The 20,092-nt window shown below is 74.6% G+C and carries 18 protein-coding genes and 1 tRNA gene; 12 read left to right on the top strand and 7 right to left on the bottom strand.

The features are described 5' to 3' along the window. The first annotated feature begins 61 nt into the window (after positions 1 to 61). The 6 genes from ACFQ8Y_RS18405 to ACFQ8Y_RS18380 all read left to right on the top strand — a co-directional run bounded on the left by ACFQ8Y_RS18405 (position 62) and on the right by ACFQ8Y_RS18380 (position 9,145). The gene (locus ACFQ8Y_RS18405; RefSeq protein WP_430586358.1) at positions 62 to 2,566 is read left to right on the top strand and encodes a helicase-associated domain-containing protein; all 2,505 of its coding nucleotides are present in this window, start codon (positions 62 to 64) and stop codon (positions 2,564 to 2,566) included. A 94-nt stretch (positions 2,567 to 2,660) separates the two neighbouring features. Then, positions 2,661 to 4,349 carry a DNA repair helicase XPB gene (locus ACFQ8Y_RS18400; RefSeq protein WP_430586357.1) on the top strand — a complete coding sequence of 563 codons (1,689 nt, stop codon included), beginning with the start codon at positions 2,661 to 2,663 and terminating at the stop codon, positions 4,347 to 4,349. Positions 4,350 to 4,401: 52 nt separating this feature from the next. After that, on the top strand, positions 4,402 to 5,424 hold the full coding sequence (locus tag ACFQ8Y_RS18395) for a TIGR03557 family F420-dependent LLM class oxidoreductase (RefSeq protein ID WP_430586356.1): 1,023 nt from the start codon (positions 4,402 to 4,404) through the stop codon (positions 5,422 to 5,424). 73 nt (positions 5,425 to 5,497) lie between these two features. Next, positions 5,498 to 7,564, top strand: coding sequence for a TPM domain-containing protein (locus tag ACFQ8Y_RS18390; protein ID WP_430586355.1), 2,067 nt, complete (start codon positions 5,498 to 5,500; stop codon positions 7,562 to 7,564). A gap of 101 nt (positions 7,565 to 7,665) precedes the next feature. After that, the gene (locus ACFQ8Y_RS18385; RefSeq protein WP_430548637.1) at positions 7,666 to 8,418 is read left to right on the top strand and encodes a PspA/IM30 family protein; all 753 of its coding nucleotides are present in this window, start codon (positions 7,666 to 7,668) and stop codon (positions 8,416 to 8,418) included. Between the two features lie 112 nt (positions 8,419 to 8,530). Continuing rightward, positions 8,531 to 9,145 carry an NYN domain-containing protein gene (locus ACFQ8Y_RS18380; RefSeq protein WP_430548636.1) on the top strand — a complete coding sequence of 205 codons (615 nt, stop codon included), beginning with the start codon at positions 8,531 to 8,533 and terminating at the stop codon, positions 9,143 to 9,145. A gap of 15 nt (positions 9,146 to 9,160) precedes the next feature. Here the strand turns inward: ACFQ8Y_RS18380 and ACFQ8Y_RS18375 are convergent, their stop codons facing one another. Then, entirely contained in the window at positions 9,161 to 10,411 is a 1,251-nt protein-coding gene (locus ACFQ8Y_RS18375; protein WP_430564367.1) for a winged helix DNA-binding domain-containing protein, read from the bottom strand. A gap of 106 nt (positions 10,412 to 10,517) precedes the next feature. On the opposite strand from ACFQ8Y_RS18375, the gene ACFQ8Y_RS18370 reads away from it, so the two are divergent. From ACFQ8Y_RS18370 to ACFQ8Y_RS18355, 4 genes are all read left to right on the top strand, one after another. After that, the gene (locus ACFQ8Y_RS18370) at positions 10,518 to 11,255 is read left to right on the top strand and encodes a response regulator transcription factor (protein WP_430548634.1); all 738 of its coding nucleotides are present in this window, start codon (positions 10,518 to 10,520) and stop codon (positions 11,253 to 11,255) included. Beyond that, entirely contained in the window at positions 11,252 to 12,862 is a 1,611-nt protein-coding gene (locus ACFQ8Y_RS18365) for an ATP-binding protein (protein WP_430586354.1), read from the top strand. Before ACFQ8Y_RS18370 ends, ACFQ8Y_RS18365 begins: the two co-directional genes overlap by 4 nt. 127 nt (positions 12,863 to 12,989) lie before the next feature. Continuing rightward, positions 12,990 to 13,694 carry a hypothetical protein gene (locus tag ACFQ8Y_RS18360; protein WP_430548632.1) on the top strand — a complete coding sequence of 235 codons (705 nt, stop codon included), beginning with the start codon at positions 12,990 to 12,992 and terminating at the stop codon, positions 13,692 to 13,694. A 116-nt stretch (positions 13,695 to 13,810) separates the two neighbouring features. Beyond that, entirely contained in the window at positions 13,811 to 14,101 is a 291-nt protein-coding gene (locus ACFQ8Y_RS18355; protein WP_430586353.1) for a WXG100 family type VII secretion target, read from the top strand. A 57-nt stretch (positions 14,102 to 14,158) separates the two neighbouring features. On the opposite strand, the gene ACFQ8Y_RS18350 is transcribed toward ACFQ8Y_RS18355, so the two are convergent. From ACFQ8Y_RS18350 to ACFQ8Y_RS18330, 5 genes are all read right to left on the bottom strand, one after another. Next, positions 14,159 to 14,497 carry an L-rhamnose mutarotase gene (locus tag ACFQ8Y_RS18350; protein WP_430586352.1) on the bottom strand — a complete coding sequence of 113 codons (339 nt, stop codon included), beginning with the start codon at positions 14,495 to 14,497 and terminating at the stop codon, positions 14,159 to 14,161. Positions 14,498 to 14,625: 128 nt separating this feature from the next. Further along, positions 14,626 to 16,251 carry a chaperonin GroEL gene (gene groL / locus ACFQ8Y_RS18345; RefSeq protein WP_430548629.1) on the bottom strand — a complete coding sequence of 542 codons (1,626 nt, stop codon included), beginning with the start codon at positions 16,249 to 16,251 and terminating at the stop codon, positions 14,626 to 14,628. A gap of 328 nt (positions 16,252 to 16,579) precedes the next feature. Continuing rightward, complete coding sequence (locus ACFQ8Y_RS18340; RefSeq protein WP_416344544.1) at positions 16,580 to 16,783, bottom strand: cold-shock protein; 204 nt, start codon at positions 16,781 to 16,783, stop codon at positions 16,580 to 16,582. A gap of 142 nt (positions 16,784 to 16,925) precedes the next feature. Beyond that, positions 16,926 to 17,591: a LytR C-terminal domain-containing protein gene (locus tag ACFQ8Y_RS18335; protein ID WP_430548628.1), complete on the bottom strand. Its 666-nt coding sequence runs from the start codon at positions 17,589 to 17,591 to the stop codon at positions 16,926 to 16,928. Between the two features lie 144 nt (positions 17,592 to 17,735). Next, complete coding sequence (locus tag ACFQ8Y_RS18330) at positions 17,736 to 18,083, bottom strand: DUF3263 domain-containing protein (protein ID WP_430586351.1); 348 nt, start codon at positions 18,081 to 18,083, stop codon at positions 17,736 to 17,738. A gap of 227 nt (positions 18,084 to 18,310) precedes the next feature. Here ACFQ8Y_RS18330 and ACFQ8Y_RS18325 point away from each other — a divergent pair, with 227 nt between their 5' ends. Beyond that, positions 18,311 to 18,961, top strand: a complete 651-nt coding sequence (locus tag ACFQ8Y_RS18325) for a uracil-DNA glycosylase (RefSeq protein WP_430549028.1) — start codon at positions 18,311 to 18,313, stop codon at positions 18,959 to 18,961. Positions 18,962 to 19,032: 71 nt separating this feature from the next. Further along, positions 19,033 to 19,923 (top strand): SGNH/GDSL hydrolase family protein, encoded by an 891-nt coding sequence (locus ACFQ8Y_RS18320; RefSeq protein ID WP_430564362.1) that lies wholly within the window; start codon positions 19,033 to 19,035, stop codon positions 19,921 to 19,923. 64 nt (positions 19,924 to 19,987) lie between these two features. Here the strand turns inward: ACFQ8Y_RS18320 and ACFQ8Y_RS18315 are convergent. Then, positions 19,988 to 20,060, bottom strand: a tRNA-Thr gene (locus ACFQ8Y_RS18315). Positions 20,061 to 20,092 lie beyond the last annotated feature (32 nt).

Genomic DNA, 20,092 nt, shown 5'->3' with positions numbered 1-20,092 from the left:
TCCGTATTCGGTGCACAACGACCTGTTCGGCGACGAGGGGGCGGCGCGTAGCATCGATCAGATGGCCAGCACGTCGCCCCGGGGCACGGCGGAGGCCGACGTCGCGGACGGCGCCGGCGCCACGGGCGCGCCCCGGACCTTCACCGAGGCGATCCGCGGCCGCGACGACGCCGAGCTGCTCGCGCTGCTGCGCGCCCGGCCCGACCTGGCCACCCCGTCACCGTCGACGCTGCGGTCGCTGGCCGCCCGCGCGTCGAGCCGCACGGCCCTCGAGCGGGCGCTGGCGCACGCGGACGCCCGCACCCTGCAGGCGCTGGAGGCCGTCGTCGCGCTCGCCGGGGACGGCCCGGTGTCCCCTGACGACGTGCGGCACGCGGTCGGCGCGGACGGCACCGACGACAGCGACGACACGGACGACGGCGGGAGCACGCTCGACGGCGGGTCCGCCGTCGAGCGATCGCTCGCCGACGCGCTGACCGCGGCGCTGCTGTGGGACGCGGGCGAGCCCGGCCGCCCGGACCTGCGCCCCGCGCCCGGGCTGGACGACGTCCTCGGCCCGCACCCGGCGGGCCTCGGACCCGTCCGCCCCGACTCCCGTCCCTCCCTGTCGCCGACCGGGCCCGGAAGCACCGCAGGCAGCGACACGAGCGGCCCGCACCTGCCCGACCTGCCGCGCGGCGGGCAGGAGGTGCTGGACGCGCTGACGTGGGGCCCGCCGATCGGCCTGGTCCCGGCGCCGGGGACACCGGCGCGCGCGGCCGTCGACGCCCTGGTCGACGCGCGGCTGCTGCTGCGCACGGACGCCCGGCACGTGACGCTGCCGCGCGACGTCGGGCTCGCGCTGCGCGGCGGTCGCACGCACCGCTCCCCCGAGCTCGCGCCGCCCCGGCCGGACGGCCGCGCGGTGCCGCAGGTGGTCGTCGACGCGGAGGCCGCGAGCGCCGCGCTCGAGCTCGTGCGCCGCGTCGACCTCCTGGTCGCCGCCTGGGACGACACGGCGCCGGCGGTGCTGCGCAGCGGGGGCCTCGGCGTGCGCGACCTGCGCCGCACGGCCCAGGCGCTCGGTGCCGACGAGGCGGACACGGCGTTCGTCGTCGAGCTGGCGGCCGCCGCGGGCGTGGTGGCCGACGACGGCGAGGCGCCGCCGTCGTACCGGCCCACGACCGTCGCCGACCGCTGGGAGGTGATGGACGACGCCGAGCGCTGGGCGCTGCTCGCGGCGGCGTGGTCGGGCTCGCGACGCACGCCGTGGCTGGTGGGCTCGCGCGACGAGAAGGGGAACCTGCGGGCGCCGCTGTCCGGCGACCTGCACCGCGGCTGGGTGCCGCGGCTGCGTCGTCAGGTGCTGCAGGTCCTGGCGGCGCAGCCGGGCACGGCGCTCGACGTCGACGCCGTCATGACCGTGCTGCGCTGGCACGCTCCGCGCACGGTGCCCCCGGAGCAGGCGGTCGCCGGCCTGCTGACGGAGGCCGCGCTGCTCGGAGCGACGGGCGCGGGGGCGCTGTCCGGCCCCGGCACCGCCGTCCTCGCCCACCTGACCCCGCAGGGGTCGGACACCCCGCACGACCTGGAGGCGGCGCTGCGCGCGGCGCTGCCGCCGGAGGTGGACGAGGTGCTGCTGCAGGGCGACCTCACCGGCATCGTGCCGGGACGGCCGTCGCAGGCCCTCGCCCTCCTGCTGGAGCGGTCGGCCGACGTGGAGTCGCGCGGGGCGGCGACGACGGTGCGCTTCTCGCCGTCGTCGGTGACGCGCGCGCTGGACCACGGCACGACGGCGGACGAGCTGCTGGACGCGTTCGCCCGCCGCTCCCGCGTGCCCGTGCCGCAGCCGCTGGAGTACCTGGTGCGCGACACGGCGCGCCGGCACGAGTCGCTGCGGGTGGGGTCGGCCGGCTCGTACGTGCGCGCGGCGGACCCGGCGGTGCTCGCCGGGCTGGTGGCGGACCCTCGGCTCGCCCACCTGGGCCTGATGCGGCTGGCGCCCACGGTGCTCGCCGCGACGGTCCCCGCCGTCGAGCTGCACGACGCGCTGCGTGCCCGCGGCCTGCTGTCCGCCGTCGAGGGCCCCGACGGCCGCGTGCTCAGCGCGCGCCTGCGCCGGCCGCCGCGTCCGGACCGCTCCCCGCGCGACCCGCGCCGCGGCCCGGTCGCCGAGCCGGAGGCGACGTCGGACGACGCCCGCGCCCACCTGGTGGCCCGCCTGCGCGCCGCGGACGCCGGCGACGAGACGGCCGTGGACCGGCTGGCCGGCGCGCACCGCGCCGCACCGTCGGGCGCCGTCGGGACGACCCCGCGGGGGCCCGCGAACGGCGGCCGGGCCACCGCGACGGGCGGCCGCCCTCGCGCCGCCGAGCCCGGCGACGCGCTGGCCACCCTGCACGACGCGCTGCGCGACGGCCGCGTCGTGTGGATCGAGATGGTCGGCGCGTCGGGCACGCTGGAGCGGCGCGCGCTCAAGCCGCTGCGCCTCGACGGCGGCCGGCTGCGCGCGCTGGACCCGGCGCGCGAGGCGGAGCTCACCGTCGCCGTGCACCGCATCGCCGGCGTGGAGCCGGTGGACCGCTGACCTCGCCGGACGCCGCCACGGAACAAGCGCGCCCGCCCACGACGTTGACGCCTCGGGTCCAGACCCTGGATCGCCACCCCTCGGAAGGAGCCGCATGACCGACGGCCCGCTCATCGTGCAGAGCGACAAGTCCATCCTGCTGGAGGTGGACCACCCGCGCGCGGACGACGCGCGCCGCGCCATCGCGCCGTTCGCGGAGCTGGAGCGCGCGCCGGAGCACGTGCACACCTACCGGCTCACCAGCCTGGGGCTGTGGAACGCGCGCGCCGCGGGCCACGACGCGGAGCAGGTCGTCAACACGCTCATCGAGTACTCCCGGTACCCGGTGCCGCACGCGCTGCTCATCGACGTCGCGGAGACGATGGGGAGGTACGGACGGCTGACGCTCGCGACGCATCCCACGCACGGTCTCGTGCTCGAGTCGACGGACCGGGCCGTGCTCGCCGAGGTGCTCAAGTCGAAGCGCACCGCCGGCCTGGTGGGCGACCACGTCGACGAGCAGACCGTCGTCGTGCACCCGTCCGAGCGCGGCCATCTGAAGCAGGTCCTGGTGAAGCTCGGCTGGCCCGCCGAGGACCTCGCCGGGTACGTCGACGGCGAGAAGCACGAGATCGCGCTGGCCTCCCCCACGCACCCCCGCACCCCGCACGAGGAGCCGAAGACGTGGGAGATGCGCCCCTACCAGGCGCAGGCCGTGGACGGCTTCTGGCACGGCGGCTCCGGCGTCGTCGTGCTGCCCTGCGGCGCCGGCAAGACGATCGTCGGCGCGGGCGCGATGGCGAAGTCCGGCACCACCACGCTCATCCTCGTGACCAACACCGTCAGCGCCCGCCAGTGGCGCGACGAGCTGGTGCGCCGCACCACGCTGACCGAGGACGAGATCGGCGAGTACTCGGGCTCCCGCAAGGAGATCAAGCCCGTCACGATCGCCACGTACCAGGTGCTCACCACCAAGCGGAAGGGCGTGTACAGCCACCTCGAGCTGCTCGACGCCCGCGACTGGGGCCTCATCCTCTACGACGAGGTGCACCTGCTGCCCGCGCCGATCTTCCGCATGACGGCGGACCTGCAGGCGCGCCGGCGCCTCGGCCTCACCGCCACGCTGGTGCGCGAGGACGGGCGCGAGGACGAGGTGTTCAGCCTCATCGGCCCCAAGCGCTACGACGCCCCGTGGAAGGACATCGAGGCGCAGGGCTACATCGCGCCCGCCGACTGCGTCGAGGTGCGCCTCACGCTGCCCGAGCACGAGCGGATGGTGTACGCGACGGCCGAGCCGGAGGACAAGTACCGCCTGGCCGCGTGCGCGCCGGGCAAGAACCGCGTCGTCGAGCGGATCGTCGCGCAGCACCCGGACGACCAGGTGCTCGTCATCGGCCAGTACCTCGACCAGCTGGAGGAGCTCAGCCAGCACCTCGACGCGCCGCTCATCACGGGCGCGACGACGGTCCGCGAGCGCCAGAAGCTGTTCGCCGCCTTCCGGGAGGGCGAGATCAGCCGCCTCGTGGTGTCGAAGGTCGCGAACTTCTCCATCGACCTGCCGGAGGCGTCCGTGGCGATCCAGGTGTCCGGGTCGTTCGGGTCACGGCAGGAGGAGGCGCAGCGGCTGGGGCGCGTCATGCGGCCCAAGGCCGACGGCCGGACGGCGCACTTCTACGCCGTCGTCGCCCGCGACACCGTGGACCAGGACTTCGCCGCCCACCGGCAGCGGTTCCTCGCCGAGCAGGGCTACGCGTACCGCATCGTCGACGCGGAGGACCTCGAGGCCCCCGACGCCGCGCGGTAGTCCGGGACGACGACGGCGTGCGGGCATCCACCCGCCGTCGCACGGTGGCCGCATGACCCGTTTCGGCTACACCCTGATGACCGAGCAGGCCGGCCCGAAGCCCCTCGTCGAGTACGCGGTGCGCGGCGAGCGGGCCGGCTTCGACTTCGAGGTCATGAGCGACCACTACTTCCCGTGGTTGGACGCGCAGGGCCACTCCCCGTACGCGTGGAGCGTGCTCGGGGCCGTGGCGCACGCGACCGAGCGCGTGGGGCTCATGACGTACGTGACCTGCCCGACGCTGCGCTACCACCCCGCCGTCGTGGCGCAGAAGGCGGCGACGGTCGGGCTGCTCTCCGACGGCCGGTTCACCCTCGGCCTCGGCGCCGGCGAGAACCTCAACGAGCACGTCGTCGGCGCCGGCTGGCCCGCCGTCGACGAGCGGCACGAGCTGCTGGCGGAGGCCGTCGAGATCATCTCCGTGCTCTTCAGCGGCGACCTCGTCAGCTACCGCGGTGACCACTTCCAGGTGGACTCGGCGCGACTGTGGGACCTGCCGGACGAGCCGGTCGACATCGGCGTGGCCGTCTCGGGCCGGCAGTCGGTCGAGCACTTCGCGCCGCTCGCCGACCACCTCGTGGCGACCGAGCCGAAGGCTGGCCTGGTCGAGCGGTGGGACGCCGTCCGCGAGGACGCGGCGCTGCCGCCGTCGCGGAAGATCGGCCAGATGCCGATCTCGTGGGACCCGGACCGGGACGCGGCGATCGCCCGCGCACACGAGCAGTTCCGCTGGTTCGGCCTCGGCTGGCCGGTGAACGCCAACCTGCCCACCACCGAGGCCTTCGACCGCGCCACCGCGTTCGTCCGCCCCGAGGACGTCGCGGGCTCGATCCCGTGCGGCCCGGACCTGGACGCGGTCGTCGAGGCCGCCTCCGCCTACTGGGAGGCGGGGTTCACGGACCTGGCGCTCGTGCAGATCGGGGACGAGCACCAGGGCCAGTTCCTCGACGAGGCGGCCGGCCCGCTCCTGGAGCGGTTGCGGTCCGCCGCCCCGGGCGACGTCGAGGGCGGCGTCGAGGGTGGCGTCGAGCCCTGATGCCCGGCCCGGACGGCGGGCCGGCGTCGGTGCCGCAATTGCGTCGGATGCCCGCGCGCGACACGATCAGGTCGTGAATCCCCGTGTCGCCCCCGCTGCGCCGCGCCGCGCCGCAGCGGCCGTCGGTGCGTGCGTGCTGGCCCTGGTGCTGGCGCTCGCCGGCGCCGCCGTCCTCGCGCTCAGCGCCTCCGCCGTCCCTCCCCTGACCCAGCTCGACAGCGAGATCACCGACCAGTCGGGGGTGCTCGACGACGGCGACGTGGCGCAGGTGCAGGCCTCGCTCGACCAGCTCGCGGACGACACGCCGTACCAGCTGTTCGTCGTCTACGTGGACTCGTTCGACGGCACCGACGGACGCGACTGGGCGAACCGCACCGCGACGGACGCGGGCCTCGGGGTGAACGACCTGCTGCTGGCCGTCGCCACCCAGGACCGCGCGTACGGGCTGTCGGTGGACACGAACAACGGCCTCTCGGACGCGCAGCTCGACCAGGTGGAGCAGGTCGCCGAGGACCACCTGCGCGACGACGACTGGGCCGGCGCGGCGATCGCCGCCGCGGACACGATCCGCACCGGCGGCACGACGTCGTCCGGCGGCGGCTGGGGCGTGGCGGCCGCGGTGGGCGGCGTCGCCGTGGCGGGCGGGGTCGGTGGCTGGCTCTGGGTCCGGTCGCGCCGCAGGAAGCAGGGCACCGCCGCCCCGGCCGGTCCGGGCGACCTGTCCGCCGTGCCGACCGAGGAGCTCGAGCGCCGCGTGGGCACCGCGCTCGTCGAGATCGACGACGCCCTGCGCACGTCGGAGCAGGAGCTGGGCTTCGCCCAGGCGGAGTTCGGGCTGGAGGCCACCCAGGACTTCTCCGCGGCTCTGGAGGTCGCGAAGGCCGACGTCGGGCAAGCCTTCCATCTGCGCCAGGAGCTCGACGACGACGTTCCGGACAGCGAGCCGCGCCGCCGCCAGCTGCTCGCCGGCATCCTCGAGCTGACCGAGCACGCCGGGGCGTCGCTCGATGCGCAGACCGACGCGTTCGACGAGCTGCGCGCCCTCCAGCAGCGGGCCCCCGAGCTGCTGGACGAGACGGAGCAGCGCGCCGGCGAGATCGAGGCCCGCGTCCCGGTGGCGCGCGAGACGCTCGACGGGCTCGCGGCGTCGTACCCGGCCTCCGCGCTCGCCTCCGTCCGCGGCAACCCCGACCAGGCGACCGCCCTCGTGGCGCACGCCCGCGAGGCCGTCGCCTCGGGCCGCACCGCCCTCACCGGCCGCACCCGCGCCGCCTCGGTCGCCCACCTCCGGGCGGCGCAGAACGCGCTCGGGCAGGCCGCGACGCTGCTCGACGCCGTCGACCAGGCGGGCGCGCAGCTCGCCACCGCCGGCGCCGACCTGGACAAGGGCCTCGCGTCGATCGGCCAGGACGTGGCCGACGCCGCCCGCCTCGTGCCCGCCGGCGGTGCGGGCGACGGCCAGGCGGACCGGGCGGCCGTGGCCGCCGCGCTCGCCGAGGCCGAGTCCGCGATGACCCAGGCGCGCGACGCCCGGTCCGGGGGCGACCCGCTCGCCGCGCTGCACCGGCTCACCGCGGCCGAGGCCGCCCTGGACACCGCGCTCGCCCCGGCGCGCGAGAAGGCGGAGGCGGACGCCCGCGCCCGCGCCCTGCTGCGCGACACGCTCGGCCGCGTGGACTCGCAGGTGCGCGCCACGCAGGACTACGTCGCGACGCGGCGCGGTGCCGTCGGCCCCGAGGCCCGGACCCGCCTGGCCGAGGCGGCGCGGCTCGTCGCCGAGGCCCAGGCGCTCCAGTCGCAGGACCCGACGGCGGCCCTCGAGCGCGCCCAGCAGGCCGAGCGGTACGCCCAGCAGGCGACGCGGCTCGCGGAGCAGGACACCTCGTCGTGGGGCGCGAACCAGGGCGGGCAGGGCGGGCCGAACGTCGGCGGCATGGTGCTGGGCGGGATCCTGCTCGACTCCGTGCTGCGCGGGTCCGGCGGCGGCATCAGCGGCGGGTTCGGCGGGGGCTACGGGGGCGGCCGACGCCGGGGCGGCTATGGCGGTGGTTTCGGCGGTGGCCGCGGTGGCGGCGGGTTCGGCGGCGGCCGGAGCAGCGGCGGCGGCCGCGGCGGGAGGTCGCGCGGCGGCCGCTTCTGACCCCGTCGTACGGGCCGGAACCGGTCCGGGGCGGCGCACGTTCTGGCAGGCACACGACGACGGCACACCATCTCAGCAGGGCGACGGAAGGAAGCACGACCATGACGCAGAAGCAGAGCATCCTCGGGCGCATCAGCCAGCTCGCGAAGGCGAACATCAACGCGCTGCTCGACCGCGCCGAGGACCCGCAGAAGATGCTGGACCAGCTGGTCCGCGACTACACGAACAACATCGCGGAGGCCGAGCAGGCCATCGCCCAGACCATCGGCAACCTGCGCCTCGCCGAGCAGGACTACAACGAGGACGTCCAGGCGGCGAGCGAGTGGGGCACCAAGGCCCTCGCCGCGTCGCGCAAGGCCGACGAGTACCGGTCCGCCGGCAACACGGCCGACGCCGACAAGTTCGACAGCCTCGCCAAGGTGGCGCTGCGCAAGCAGCTCGACGCCGAGTCCGAGGTCAAGACGGCGCAGCCGATGATCGAGCAGCAGCGCGTCACGGTCGAGAAGCTCAAGACCGGCCTGGCCGCGATGAAGGACAAGCTGGGCGAGCTCAAGTCCCGGCGCGACCAGCTCGTCGCCCGCCAGAAGGCGGCGCAGGCGCAGCAGACCGTGCAGGGCGCGATCAGCTCCATCAACGTGCTCGACCCGACCAGCGAGCTGGCCCGCTACGAGGAGACCGTGCGCCGCGAGGAGGCCATGGCGATGGGCCAGGCCGAGGTCGCGGCGGCGTCGCTCGACTCCCAGTTCGCCGAGCTGGAGGCGTCCGACAAGGACATCGAGCTCGAGGCCCGGCTCGCCGCCCTCAAGGCGGGCAACGCGCCGGCGCCGCAGATCTCCCCGTCCGACCCGGCCTGACCCGCGAGGTAGCACGAGACCCCGCGAGGTAGTGCGCGGCCCGGCGAGGTAGTTCCCCTGCCTCGCCGGGCCGCGCACCGTCCCGGCAGCCGACACGGATACCCTGAGAGGCATGTCTCCCGCCTTCACCGCCCCGGCCCCCGCGAGCGCGCCCGCCCCCGAGCAGGCCACGGGCCGCCGCACCTACCTCCTGGTGGACGGCGAGAACATCGACGCCACGCTGGGCATGAACGTGCTGAACCGGCGGCCGAACCCGGAGGAGCGCCCCCGCTGGGACCGCATCTCGACGTTCGCGCAGAAGCTGTGGGACCAGGACGTCGTGCCGCTGTTCTTCCTCAACGCCAGCAGCGGGCAGATGCCGATGGCGTTCGTGCAGGCGCTGCTCGCGATGGGCTACAAGCCGATCCCGCTGGCCTCGTCCGGCACGGAGAAGGTCGTCGACGTCGGTATCCAGCGCACGCTGGAGGCCCTGGCGGACCGCGACGGCGACGTCCTGCTCGCCAGCCACGACGGCGACTTCCTGCCGCAGATCGAGGCCCTGCTCGGCGACGAGCGGCGGGTGGGCCTGCTGGCGTTCCGCGAGTTCGTCAACGGGCAGTTCTCGCAGCTCTCCGAGCGCGGGCTCCAGATGTTCGACCTCGAGGGCGACGCCGACGCGTTCACCGCCCCGCTGCCGCGCGTCCGGATCATCCCGCTCGACGAGTTCGACCCGCTGCGCTACCTCTGACAGCCCGCCGGTGCGTCACGTGTCGGCGGTGAGCAGCTCCCGGTACACCGGGGTGACGTAGCCGGGCGTGAAGGTGCTGCCGCCCAGCGCCTCGTGGAGCCGGGTGGCCTCGGCGGCGACGGCTGCCTCGCCGTCGGTCCCGATGTCCTCGAGCAGCCGCCAGACCAGCTCGCCGTCCGGCCGCACGATCCACGCCCCGACGATCCGGCCCTGCCACCAGACCGTGGCGCCCGCGTTGCCGGCGCTGTCGAAGAGCTGCGGGCGATGCGGACCCAGGTACCAGTCGCGGGCGGTCCAGCCCATCGTGGTGGGGTCGAGGGTGGGCAGCAGCGCGGCGTGACCGCCGACGACGTCGTCCAGGGCGGGATCCAGGTCGGCGTCCAGGTCGGTGGCGCGCAGCACGACCCCGTCGGCGACGACGGTGTCCCCACCGGGCGGGCCGACCTCCAGCTCGACCTCGCGCACGTCGAGGGCGGCGACGGCCCGGCGCGCCTGCCCGAGGTTCCAGCCGGTCCACCACCGGAGGTCCGCCACCGTGGCGGGGCCGAACGCCTCGAGCCACGCGCGGGCGAGCTCGACGCGGGCCGCCTCCTCGTCCATCGCGGGGATCCCGTCGGGGAACCAGTCGGTCATCGGCGACCACACGTGCCGCGGCGACGACCACGCCCCGCGGGGCTCGCCCCGCACGACGGAGCCCTCCGCGGAGAGCACCGACAGCAGCGGCGACGTCATGGTGCGGCGCACGTCCCACGCCTTGTCCGTGGTGGGCAGGAACGCGGTGCGCAGCAGCGGCGCGGCCCGCGAGAGCTCCGCGCCGTCGAGCGGCCCGGCGGCGAGCGCGGCGTGCACCTGCGCCTCGGCGGCCGCGACCAGCGCCTCGGGGTCGTCGACGGCCGGGTCGGTGGGCAGCGTCGCGAGCTCCTTGAGCAGCCGCGTCCGCAGCCGCGCCGCGACCGGGGCCGACGCCGCCGCGTGCACCACCGGTACCAGGTCGCGCGGCACGACGAACATCGTGCGCCGCATGCCCAGCACCTTGACGAGGCTGCGCCGCTCGAAGAGCGCGTCGCGCACGTCGTCGAGCCCGAGCCCCGGCACCCGCGCGAGCACCGCGAGGTGCACGCTCGGCGCGTCCGTCGCGTGCAGGGCGACCAGCCTCCGCGTGACCTCCTCCGGCGTCCTCGCCGCCGGCGACCCCGGCTGGTCCGCGCCGAGCGCGAGCTGTCGCACGACCAGGCGCCGCCGGCGCTGCTCCCCCGTGATCCGCACCCGCTCATCATGGGTGCGGCCACCCACACGCGCGCCCGCCCGGCGCACCAGCGCCGTCCGAGCCCCTTCCCAGGCAACGCTCAGACCCCGGTCGCACACTGAGGTCATGAGCGCACCCGAGGCACGTCTCGTCGTCGTGGACGACGAGCCCAACATCCGCGAGCTGCTGTCCACGTCCCTGCGTTTCGCCGGGTTCGAGGTCCACGCCGCCGGTGACGGGAACGGGGCGCTGCAGCTCGTCCGCGACGTCGAGCCCGACCTCGTCGTGCTCGACGTGATGCTGCCCGACATGGACGGCTTCACCGTGACCCGCCGCATGCGCTCCACCGGCCGGCACACCCCCGTGCTGTTCCTCACCGCCCGCGACGACACGCAGGACAAGGTGCAGGGGCTCACCGTCGGCGGGGACGACTACGTCACCAAGCCGTTCAGCCTGGAGGAGGTCGTGGCCCGCATCCGCGCGGTGCTGCGCCGCACGCACGCGGGCGAGCCCGAGGACGACGCCGTCCTGCGCGTCGGCGACCTCGAGCTCGACGAGGACTCGCACGAGGTGCGCCGCGCCGGCGTCGAGATCGACCTGTCCCCCACCGAGTTCAAGCTGCTGCGCTACCTCATGCTCAACGCCGGCCGCGTGCTGTCCAAGGCGCAGATCCTCGACCACGTGTGGCAGTACGACTGGGGCGGCGACGCGAACATCGTCGAGTCCTACATCTCCTACCTGCGCCGCAAGATCGACAACCTCTCCGTCACCGGCCCCGACGGCGACGACGTCACGCTGCCGCCGCTCATCCACACCAAGCGCGGCGTCGGCTACCTCTTGCGGGCGCCCCAGGCGCCGCGATGAGCACGCCCACGCCCGGCGCCCCGGTCACGGCCCCGGGGACGACGGCGGACGGCCGGGCGCTGCCCGCTGACCCGCGGTCGGGCCCGACACCGCCCCTCCCGGAGCCCGCACCCCGGTCCGCTCCGCGGTCCGCGCCGTGGACGTGGCTCGAGCGGCTCCCCCTGCGCACCCGGCTGGTCACGATCACCGTCCTGGTGCTGGCGGCCGGGCTGATCCTGGCCGCCGTGGTGACCCGCACCGTCGTCTCCGGCTACCTCGTGGCCCAGACGGACCAGCAGCTCACGCAGTCCGCCAAGGGCGTGGCGAACATGACGCTCAACTCCTCCGGCGACCTGGCGCAGCGCGCGCCGAGCGAGTACGTCGTCATCCTGCGCGACGCCGACGGCGCCACCTCGGAGCCCACCGTGTGGCCCGCGACTCAGGACAAGTACGGCATCCCCGACATCCCGGACGAGCCGGTCTCGGCCGTCGTCGACCGCGGCCTCGAACCCTTCACCGTCGCCTCGGTCGGCGGCACCGAGCCCGGCGACTGGCGGGTCGTCGCCCTGCCGTACGGCTCGTCCGGCACCATCCAGGGCGCCGTCTACGTCGGCCTGCCCCTGGCGGAGGTCCAGCACACGGTCGCCTACCTCACGCGCTCGCTGCTGTTCTCGGCGCTCGGCATCGTCATCCTCGGCGGCGCGATCTCGTTCCTGCTGGTGCACCGGTCGCTGCGGCCGCTGCGCCAGATCGAGACGACGGCGGCGGAGATCGCCGCGGGCGACCTGTCGCAGCGCGTGCCCGAGCGCCCGACGTCGACCGAGGTGGGCTCGCTGTCCGCGTCCCTGAACACGATGCTGGCCCAGATCGAGCAGGCGTTCTCCGCGCAGGAGGAGTCGGAGCGCCGCATGCGCCGGTTCGTCTCCGACGCGAGCCACGAGCTGCGCACGCCGCTGGCCACCGTGAAGGGCTACGGCGAGCTGTACCGGCTGGGCGCGCTGGACACCCCGGACAAGGTGGACGACACCATGGGGCGCATCGAGGACTCGGCGCGCCGCATGAGCACGCTGGTCAACGACCTGCTGGTGCTCGCCCGCCTGGACGAGGGCCGGCCGATGCGCAAGGACCCGGTGGACCTCGCCGCGATGGCCCGCGACGCGGCCCAGGACCTGCACGCCCTGGACCCGACGCGCGAGGTCACGGTGACCGGGCTCGCGCCGGGCTCCCCCGCGCCGTCCGGCCTCGTCGTGACGGGCGACGCCGACCGTCTGCGCCAGGTGCTGACCAACCTCGTGGGGAACGTGGCGAGGCACACACCGGCCGGCTCGCCGGCCGAGCTGGCGGCGGGCCGGGCGCCCGACGGCGGTGCCGTCGTCGAGGTGCGCGACCACGGCCCCGGCATCACGCCGGAGCAGTCGACGCGTGTGTTCGAGCGGTTCTACCGTGCGGACTCGTCGCGGAACCGGGAGTCCGGCGGCTCCGGCCTGGGGATGGCGATCGTCGCGGCGATCGTCGGCGCGCACCAGGGCCACGTGTCGGTGAGCGAGACGCCCGGCGGCGGGATGACCGTGCGGGTTCTTCTCCCGTCGGCGGACGGCTACGATGGCGCGTCGTCCTCCTCCGCCTGACCGGAAGGCTGACCAGAAGGCGTGGCCAGCACCCTCACCGCGGTGCGATGTCGCCCCGCGGTCGTAGTCTGACGAGGAGGAGGACAGTCCGAGTCCGACGACCGAAGGTCTGATTGCGATGGGCGTCATGAGCGCCGACGCGCCCCAGTGGTTCCTCTCCGCGTTCGTCCGCACCTGTCACGGTGCGGGCGCGACCGCCGACGACGCGGAGATCCGTTCCGTCGGGGAGGACCTCATCGACCGGTGGTCCGCCCCGGAGCGCCACTTCCACAACCTGCGCCACCTGGCCGACGTCCTGCACCGCGTGGACGAGCTGTCCCAGGAGACGCACGAGCCCGACCTGGTGCGCCTCGCCGCCTGGTACCACGGCGCGGTGTTCGACGCGACGCGCAAGGTCGCCCAGGCGAACCAGGGCGGCGAGCAGACCACGGTGAGCGCGAACCTCGCGCGCACGCAGCTCACGGAGCTCGGCCTGCCGGAGACGGCGGTGGAGCGCACGGCGCGGCTGGTCGACTCGATCGACCGCCACAAGCCGCTGCCCGACGACGTCGACTCCGCGGTGCTCAACGACGCCGACCTCGCCATGCTCGCGGCCGAGCCGCAGCGCTACAAGGACTACATGGCCAACGTGCGGGCGGAGTACTCGCACATCCCGCTGACCGACTATCTCGACGCCCGCGTGCGCGTCCTGACCAAGCTGCTGCAGCGCCCGTCGCTGTACTTCAGCCCGATGGGCGCGGCATGGGAGGAGGCGGCGCGGCAGAACCTCGACGGCGAGCTGCACCGGCTGCTCAAGGAGCGCCGCCTGCTCGAGGAGAAGCCGGCCTCCTGACCCCGGCAGGGCTCGGTTCTCCACAGCCTGTGGACGACGGCGTCCGCGGGTGGTGCGCGCTCCGTAACGTCGTCGTCGGCAACCCCGCAGGGGGCAACGGCGACGAAGGAGGACACGTGCGGTACGAGGTCGACAGCGAACGGGTCGCGCAGGCGAGCGCGGCGGTGAACGGTTCCGTGGCGGCGATCCGCGCCGAGGTGGGGGCGATGATGCGGCACCTGCAGGACCTGCAGTCCGGCTGGCACGGCGGTGCCGCGACCCAGTTCGCGGGCGTCATGGGCCAGTGGCAGGCCACGCAGACCCAGGTCGAGGCGGCGCTCGACGCCGTGACGGCGGCCCTGTCGTCGGCGTCGCGCACCTACGCGGACGCGGAGGCCCAGGCCACGCGGCTCTTCGCGGCCCGCTGACCCGGGCGGTCGAGGGCGTCCCGCGCCGCGCGGGACGCCCTCAGCCGCGTGCGGGCGTCAGGGCGCGCTCCCCGCACGCTGGGCCGCGAGCGACCACACCTGCTCCAGGGGCGCGAACCCCTCCGCGCCGTCGGCGTCGCGGAACACCTCGACCCAGCGGCCGATCGTCGCCTGCCACGCCACGTTGGCCGGGTCGCCGTCGAGCGCGGCGATCGCGGCGTCGAAGTCGTCGCAGTCGACGACGTGGAAGAGCCGCTCGCCGGAACGCCAGATCGTCCACCCGCGGATGCCCACCCGGGAGAAGGCGGCGTCGAGGTCGTCGGGGACGGCGGCGTGCTCGACTCGGTACCCGTCGACGGCGCCGGGCTTGAGGACCGAGTGCAGGGCGACGATCATGCGTGGATCCTCAAGGTGGCGCCGCGGCGCTGTCAACCTTCGCGCCAGGCGCCCGCACGCACGACGGGCCCCCACCCCGGAGGGTGAGGGCCCGTCGTCGAACCGTCAGGCTCTGGCAGGACTCCGGATCAGAAGTCCATGCCGCCCATGCCACCGTCACCGGCGGGCGCGGCCGAGGCCGGCTCCGGCTTGTCGGCCACGACGGCCTCGGTGGTGAGGAACAGCGCGGCGATCGACGCGGCGTTCTGCAGCGCGGAGCGCGTGACCTTGACCGGGTCGTTGACGCCCGCGGCGAGCAGGTCCTCGTACACGCCGGTCGCGGCGTTGAGGCCGTGACCCGAGGTGAGGTTGCGGACCTTCTCGGCCACGACGCCGCCCTCGAGGCCGGCGTTGACGGCGATCTGCTTGAGCGGGGCGTCGATCGCGGCACGCACGATCTGCGCACCGGTCGCCTCGTCGCCCTCGAGCTCCAGCTTCGGGAACGCGGCGGCACCGGCCTGGATCAGCGCGACGCCACCACCGGCGACGATGCCCTCCTCGACCGCGGCCTTGGCGTTGCGAACGGCGTCCTCGATGCGGTGCTTGCGCTCCTTGAGCTCCACCTCGGTGGCCGCACCGGCCTTGATGACGGCCACGCCGCCGGCCAGCTTGGCGAGGCGCTCCTGGAGCTTCTCGCGGTCGTAGTCCGAGTCCGACTTCTCGATCTCGGAACGGATCTGGTTGACGCGGCCCGAGATGAGCTCGGCGTCGCCCGCACCCTCGACGATCGTGGTCTCGTCCTTGGTCACGACGACCTTGCGCGCCTGGCCCAGCAGGTCGAGGGTCGCGTTCTCCAGCTTGAGGCCCACCGTCTCGGTGATGACCTGGCCGCCGGTGAGGATCGCGATGTCCTGCAGCATGGCCTTGCGGCGGTCGCCGAAGCCCGGGGCCTTGACGGCGACGGACTTGAAGGTGCCACGGATCTTGTTCAGCACGAGGGTGGCCAGGGCCTCGCCCTCGACGTCCTCGGCGATGATGAGCAGCGAGCGACCGGCCTTCATGACCTGGTCGAGCACCGGCAGCATGTCCTTGACGTTCGAGATCTTCGACTCGACGATCAGGACGTACGGGTCCTCGAGGACGGCCTCCTGGCGCTCCGGGTCCGTCTCGAAGTAGCGGGCGAGGAAGCCCTTGTCGAAGCGCATGCCCTCGGTGAGCTCGAGCTCGAGGCCGAACGTGTTCGACTCCTCGACCGTGATCACGCCCTCCTTGCCCACCTTGTCGAGGGCCTCGGCGATGAGCTCGCCGATGGAGGCGTCGCCGGCCGAGATGGCGGCCGTGGCGGCGATCTGGTCCTTGGTCTCGATCTCGACCGCGGCGTTGAGCAGCTGCTCGGTGACGGCCTCGACGGCCTTCTCGATGCCGCGCTTGACGGCGATCGGGTTGGCGCCGGCGGCGACGACGCGCAGGCCCTCGCGCACGAGCGCCTGGGCGAGCACGGTGGCGGTGGTGGTGCCGTCACCCGCGACGTCGTCCGTCTTCTTGGCGACCTCCTTGACGAGCTCCGCGCCGATCTTCTCGTACGGGTCGTCGAGCTCGATCTCCTTGGCGATGGAGACACCGTCGTTGGTGATCGTGGGGGCGCCCCACTTCTTGTCCAGGACGACGTTGCGACCCTTGGGGCCGAGCGTGACCTTCACGGTGTCGGCGAGCTGGTTGAGCCCGCGCTCCATGCTCCGACGAGCTTCCTCGTCGAACGCGATGATCTTGGCCATGGGGACTGATCCTCCGCTGGTGGCTGAGATGGCCGGCCGGCGCCCGCGACGGACGACCCACCCCGCGGCGTTCAGGTCACGCACGCGCGGAGGGTCTCACCGAACGACCCGAATGCTTCACCCGCGGCCCAGGAGAACGCCGCCCCGGGGGACGGCTGTCACTCACAGGCCGAGAGTGCTAAGCCATTATTGGCACTCTCGGGTGGCGAGTGCAAGACGTTCGCCGAGGGCGTGCAACGCCCGGGGACGACGAAGGCCGGCACCCCGACGCGTCGCTGCGTCCTGGGGTGCCGGCCTCTCGCGGTCGACAGCGCGGTCGACGGCGCGGTCAGAGCGGGCGGACCTGCTCGGCCTGCGGGCCCTTCTGACCCTGGCCGACCTCGAACTCGACGCCCTGGCCCTCGTCCAGGGTGCGGTACCCGTCGGTCTGGATGGCGCTGTAGTGGACGAACAGGTCCTGCCCGCCCGCGGTCGGGGTGATGAACCCGTACCCCTTCTCCGCGTTGAACCACTTGACGGTGCCCTGGGCCATGTACCTCTCCTCGTGCTCCTCGGCCGCGGGGCAGGCACCCCACGGTGAACGGGAGCCTAGTAGCGGCGATCGCGGCAAGGGAAGCACCGATGTCCGGAATGTCGGCATCCGAGATGCCGGCGCTCCGGAGGTGCGGCGTCGGTCAGCCGACGGGCGACCTGAGGACCACCCAGACGGCCTGCTCGCTGGCCGTGACGTCGTCGGACTCCTGCACGTTCGCCGGGTCGACGCCGAGCGCCTCCGCGACGGCGCTGGCGGTGTCCGCGCGGTCCGCGCCGTACAGGACGGTGGTGTCCTCGTAGGCACCCTTCAGCGTGTCCGGCGCGTCCGTGGCAGCGACGTCGACGAACCCGCCGTCGCTCGTGAGGACGCCCTGGCCGGCCGCGGCCTGCCCCTGGCCCGCACCGTCGTTGTAGACGACGACCGACGCCTCGAGGTTCGCGGCCGACGGGTCACCGGGCAGCTCGGTCGCCGCGTCGGAGGCGTCGTCGCCGGGCTCCTCGTCGGCCGGGTCCTCGCTCGCCTCGCCGTCGGCCGGCGGCTCCTCGCCCTCGGCGTCGGCGGACGCGGAGGCCTCGGGCTCGGCGCCCGCGGACTGCTCGGCCGCGGGGGGCGTGGCCGGCTCGCCGTCGTCGGACAGGAAGGACACGATGCCGACCGCGAGGCCGCCGCACACGACGACGATCAGCAGGAACGGCCACACCGAGCTCCACCCGCTGCGCGGCTCACGATGCACACCGACCGGCGTGCCCTCGGGCCCGCGGACGTCGAACTCGTCGGGCGGGTAGGGGTAATGGCTCTTGCTCACGGCGGACAGGGTAGCCGTTCCAGGTGTCCGCCCGTCCAGGCCGCTCTCAGCGAGGCCTTGGCCTGCCGGTCCGCCCAGGTCACGGCCGGGCCGTCGGTCCGACCCTCGGCCCTGTCCGTCAGCCCCGTCCGTCAGCCCCGTCCGTCAGCCCTGGCCGTCGGAGAGGCGCCGCGCCGACCGGGCGCGCTGGCGCGTGGAGCGCATCCGCCGCAGCCGCTTGACGAGCATCGGGTCGTGCGCGAGCGCCGCCGGCGAGTCGATGAGGGCGTTCAGCACCTGGTAGTAGCGCGTCGCGGACAGGCCGAACAGCTCGCGCACCGCCTGCTCCTTCGCCCCGGCGTACTTCCACCACTGCCGCTCGAAGGCGAGGATCTCGCGGTCGCGGTCGGAGAGTTCGCCCTCGGCCGACGTCGGCACCGTCGACGACTCGGTCGCCGTCGTGCCCGACGCCTCCGGGTCCGGCTGGACCTCCTGGACCAGGATCTCGCTCATGGCGCACCAGTATGGCGCGTCCGTGCGCCCGACCCGACGACGTCGCCCCGCGCGCCGCGATCCCGCGCCCTGTCGGCGTCCAGGAGTCGACAGGGCGTGCGCGCGGGATACCCCGCGCTCGCCCTGACAACTCGTGGGGTGGGGTGCGCTAGCGTCGCGGCGTGGACACCTCGACGACGACCGGCACCGGCACGACGACGCAGGAGCGGCCGCCCCTCGACCAGGTGATGGCGCCGGACTGGGCCGCCGCGCTGGCCGGCGTCGAGCCGCAGATCCACGCGATGGGCGACTTCCTGCGCGCGGAGGTCGCCGCCGGCCGCACGTACCTGCCCGACGGCCCGCACATCTTCGCGGCGTTCTCCCGGCCGCTCGCGGACGTGCGCGTGCTCGTCGTCGGGCAGGACCCGTACCCCACGCCCGGTCACCCCATGGGACTGTCGTTCTCCGTGCAGCCGCAGGTGCGGCCGGTCCCCAGGTCGCTCGTGAACATCTACACCGAGCTCGCGGAGGACGTCGGTGTGCCGACGCCGTCGAACGGCGACCTGCGCCCCTGGGCCGACCAGGGCGTCATGCTGCTCAACCGCGTGCTCACCGTGCGGCCGGGCACCCCGGCGTCGCACCGCGGCAAGGGGTGGGAGCAGGTGACCGAGGCCGCGATCAAGGCGCTCGTGGCGCGCGGCGGCCCGCTCGTCGCGATCCTGTGGGGCCGCGACGCCGCGTCGCTCAAGCCGTGGCTGGGCGACGTCCCGACCGTCGAGAGCGCGCACCCCAGCCCGCTGTCCGCGTACCGCGGGTTCTTCGGCTCCCGCCCGTTCTCGCGCGTCAACGCGCTGCTGGAGGCGCAGGGCGGGACGCCGGTGGACTGGCGCCTCGCCTGACGGCCGGCCGCACCGCGGGGACACGGCCCGACGTCGTCGCCCCGAGCGCGCACCGCCGCACGAGGAGCACAATGGCGGACGTGACCACGCAGGACTCCACCCCGACCCCTGACGGCACGACCCCCGCCCCCGCTCCCCCGTGGACGCGCTACGTCGCGATCGGCGACTCGTTCAGCGAGGGCCTGTGGGACCCGTACCCGTTCGCCGACGGCACCCCGGCACCGGCCGGCACCGAGTCGCCGGCGAAGCAGCGCGGGTGGGCCGACCGGCTCGCCGACGCGCTGTCGACCCGCCGCACCGCCGTGGGCGCGCCCGGCCTGGAGTACGCGAACCTCGCGATCCGCGGCCGGCTGCTGCGTCACATCCTCGACGAGCAGGTCGACGTCGCGCTGGAGATGCAGCCCGACCTGGTGTCGTTCGTCGGCGGCGGCAACGACATCCTGCGCCCGCAGGCCGACATCGACGTGCTCTCCGCGCGGCTGGAGCAGGGCGTGGCGACGATCCGCGCGACGGGGGCCGACGTGCTGCTGGGCACGGGCTTCAAGGCGGGCGCGGGGCTGAGCTGGACCCGCGGCCGCGTGGGCCAGTACAACGCGAACATCTGGACCATCGCGCGCAAGCACGGCGCGCACGTGCTGGACCTGTGGGGTCTCGACCCGCTGTTCGACCTGCGCATGTGGGCCGACGACCGCATCCACCTCACGCCCGAGGGGCACCGCCGAGTCGCCGACGCCGCGCTCGTCGGCCTCGGCCAGGAGCCCGACGACGCCGACTACGCCGTCGCGCTCGACCCGCTGCCGCCGCAGGCGTTCGTCGAGCGCGCCCGCGCCAACGCGCAGTGGGCGCGCACGCACGTCGTGCCCTGGGTGCAGCGGCGGATCAAGCACACGTCCAGCGGTGACGGCCGCGCGCCGAAGTGGGGCGAGCCCGCCGCCTGGCCCCCGGCGGACGACGCGCGATAACCCGCCGGTACGGCGACGGGGCGGACGGTGGCCTGGCCACGGTCCGCCCCGTCGTCGTGCGGGGAGCCGCCTGTCGGATTCGAACCGACGACCTTCCGTTTACAAGACGGGAGCTCTACCAGCTGAGCTAAGGCGGCGGGAGCGCGGCACAGCCTACCGGGGCGGGCAG

It is taken from the genome of Isoptericola sp. NPDC056605, from assembly GCF_042792795.1.
Lineage (GTDB): Bacteria > Actinomycetota > Actinomycetes > Actinomycetales > Cellulomonadaceae > Isoptericola.
This window is presented reverse-complemented; position numbering and strand designations above follow the sequence as displayed.

Coding starts and splice junctions, on each gene's coding strand:
- ACFQ8Y_RS18365 (WP_430586354.1), top strand. CDS start 11,252: ATGAGCACGCCCACGCCCGGCGCCCCGGTCACGGCCCCGGGGACGACG.
- groL (WP_430548629.1), bottom strand. CDS start 16,251: ATGGCCAAGATCATCGCGTTCGACGAGGAAGCTCGTCGGAGCATGGAG.
- ACFQ8Y_RS18405 (WP_430586358.1), top strand. CDS start 62: ATGGCCAGCACGTCGCCCCGGGGCACGGCGGAGGCCGACGTCGCGGAC.
- ACFQ8Y_RS18350 (WP_430586352.1), bottom strand. CDS start 14,497: ATGATCGTCGCCCTGCACTCGGTCCTCAAGCCCGGCGCCGTCGACGGG.
- ACFQ8Y_RS18395 (WP_430586356.1), top strand. CDS start 4,402: ATGACCCGTTTCGGCTACACCCTGATGACCGAGCAGGCCGGCCCGAAG.
- ACFQ8Y_RS18325 (WP_430549028.1), top strand. CDS start 18,311: ATGGCGCCGGACTGGGCCGCCGCGCTGGCCGGCGTCGAGCCGCAGATC.
- ACFQ8Y_RS18385 (WP_430548637.1), top strand. CDS start 7,666: ATGACGCAGAAGCAGAGCATCCTCGGGCGCATCAGCCAGCTCGCGAAG.
- ACFQ8Y_RS18370 (WP_430548634.1), top strand. CDS start 10,518: ATGAGCGCACCCGAGGCACGTCTCGTCGTCGTGGACGACGAGCCCAAC.
- ACFQ8Y_RS18330 (WP_430586351.1), bottom strand. CDS start 18,083: ATGAGCGAGATCCTGGTCCAGGAGGTCCAGCCGGACCCGGAGGCGTCG.
- ACFQ8Y_RS18380 (WP_430548636.1), top strand. CDS start 8,531: ATGTCTCCCGCCTTCACCGCCCCGGCCCCCGCGAGCGCGCCCGCCCCC.
- ACFQ8Y_RS18340 (WP_416344544.1), bottom strand. CDS start 16,783: ATGGCCCAGGGCACCGTCAAGTGGTTCAACGCGGAGAAGGGGTACGGG.
- ACFQ8Y_RS18320 (WP_430564362.1), top strand. CDS start 19,033: ATGGCGGACGTGACCACGCAGGACTCCACCCCGACCCCTGACGGCACG.
- ACFQ8Y_RS18400 (WP_430586357.1), top strand. CDS start 2,661: ATGACCGACGGCCCGCTCATCGTGCAGAGCGACAAGTCCATCCTGCTG.
- ACFQ8Y_RS18360 (WP_430548632.1), top strand. CDS start 12,990: ATGAGCGCCGACGCGCCCCAGTGGTTCCTCTCCGCGTTCGTCCGCACC.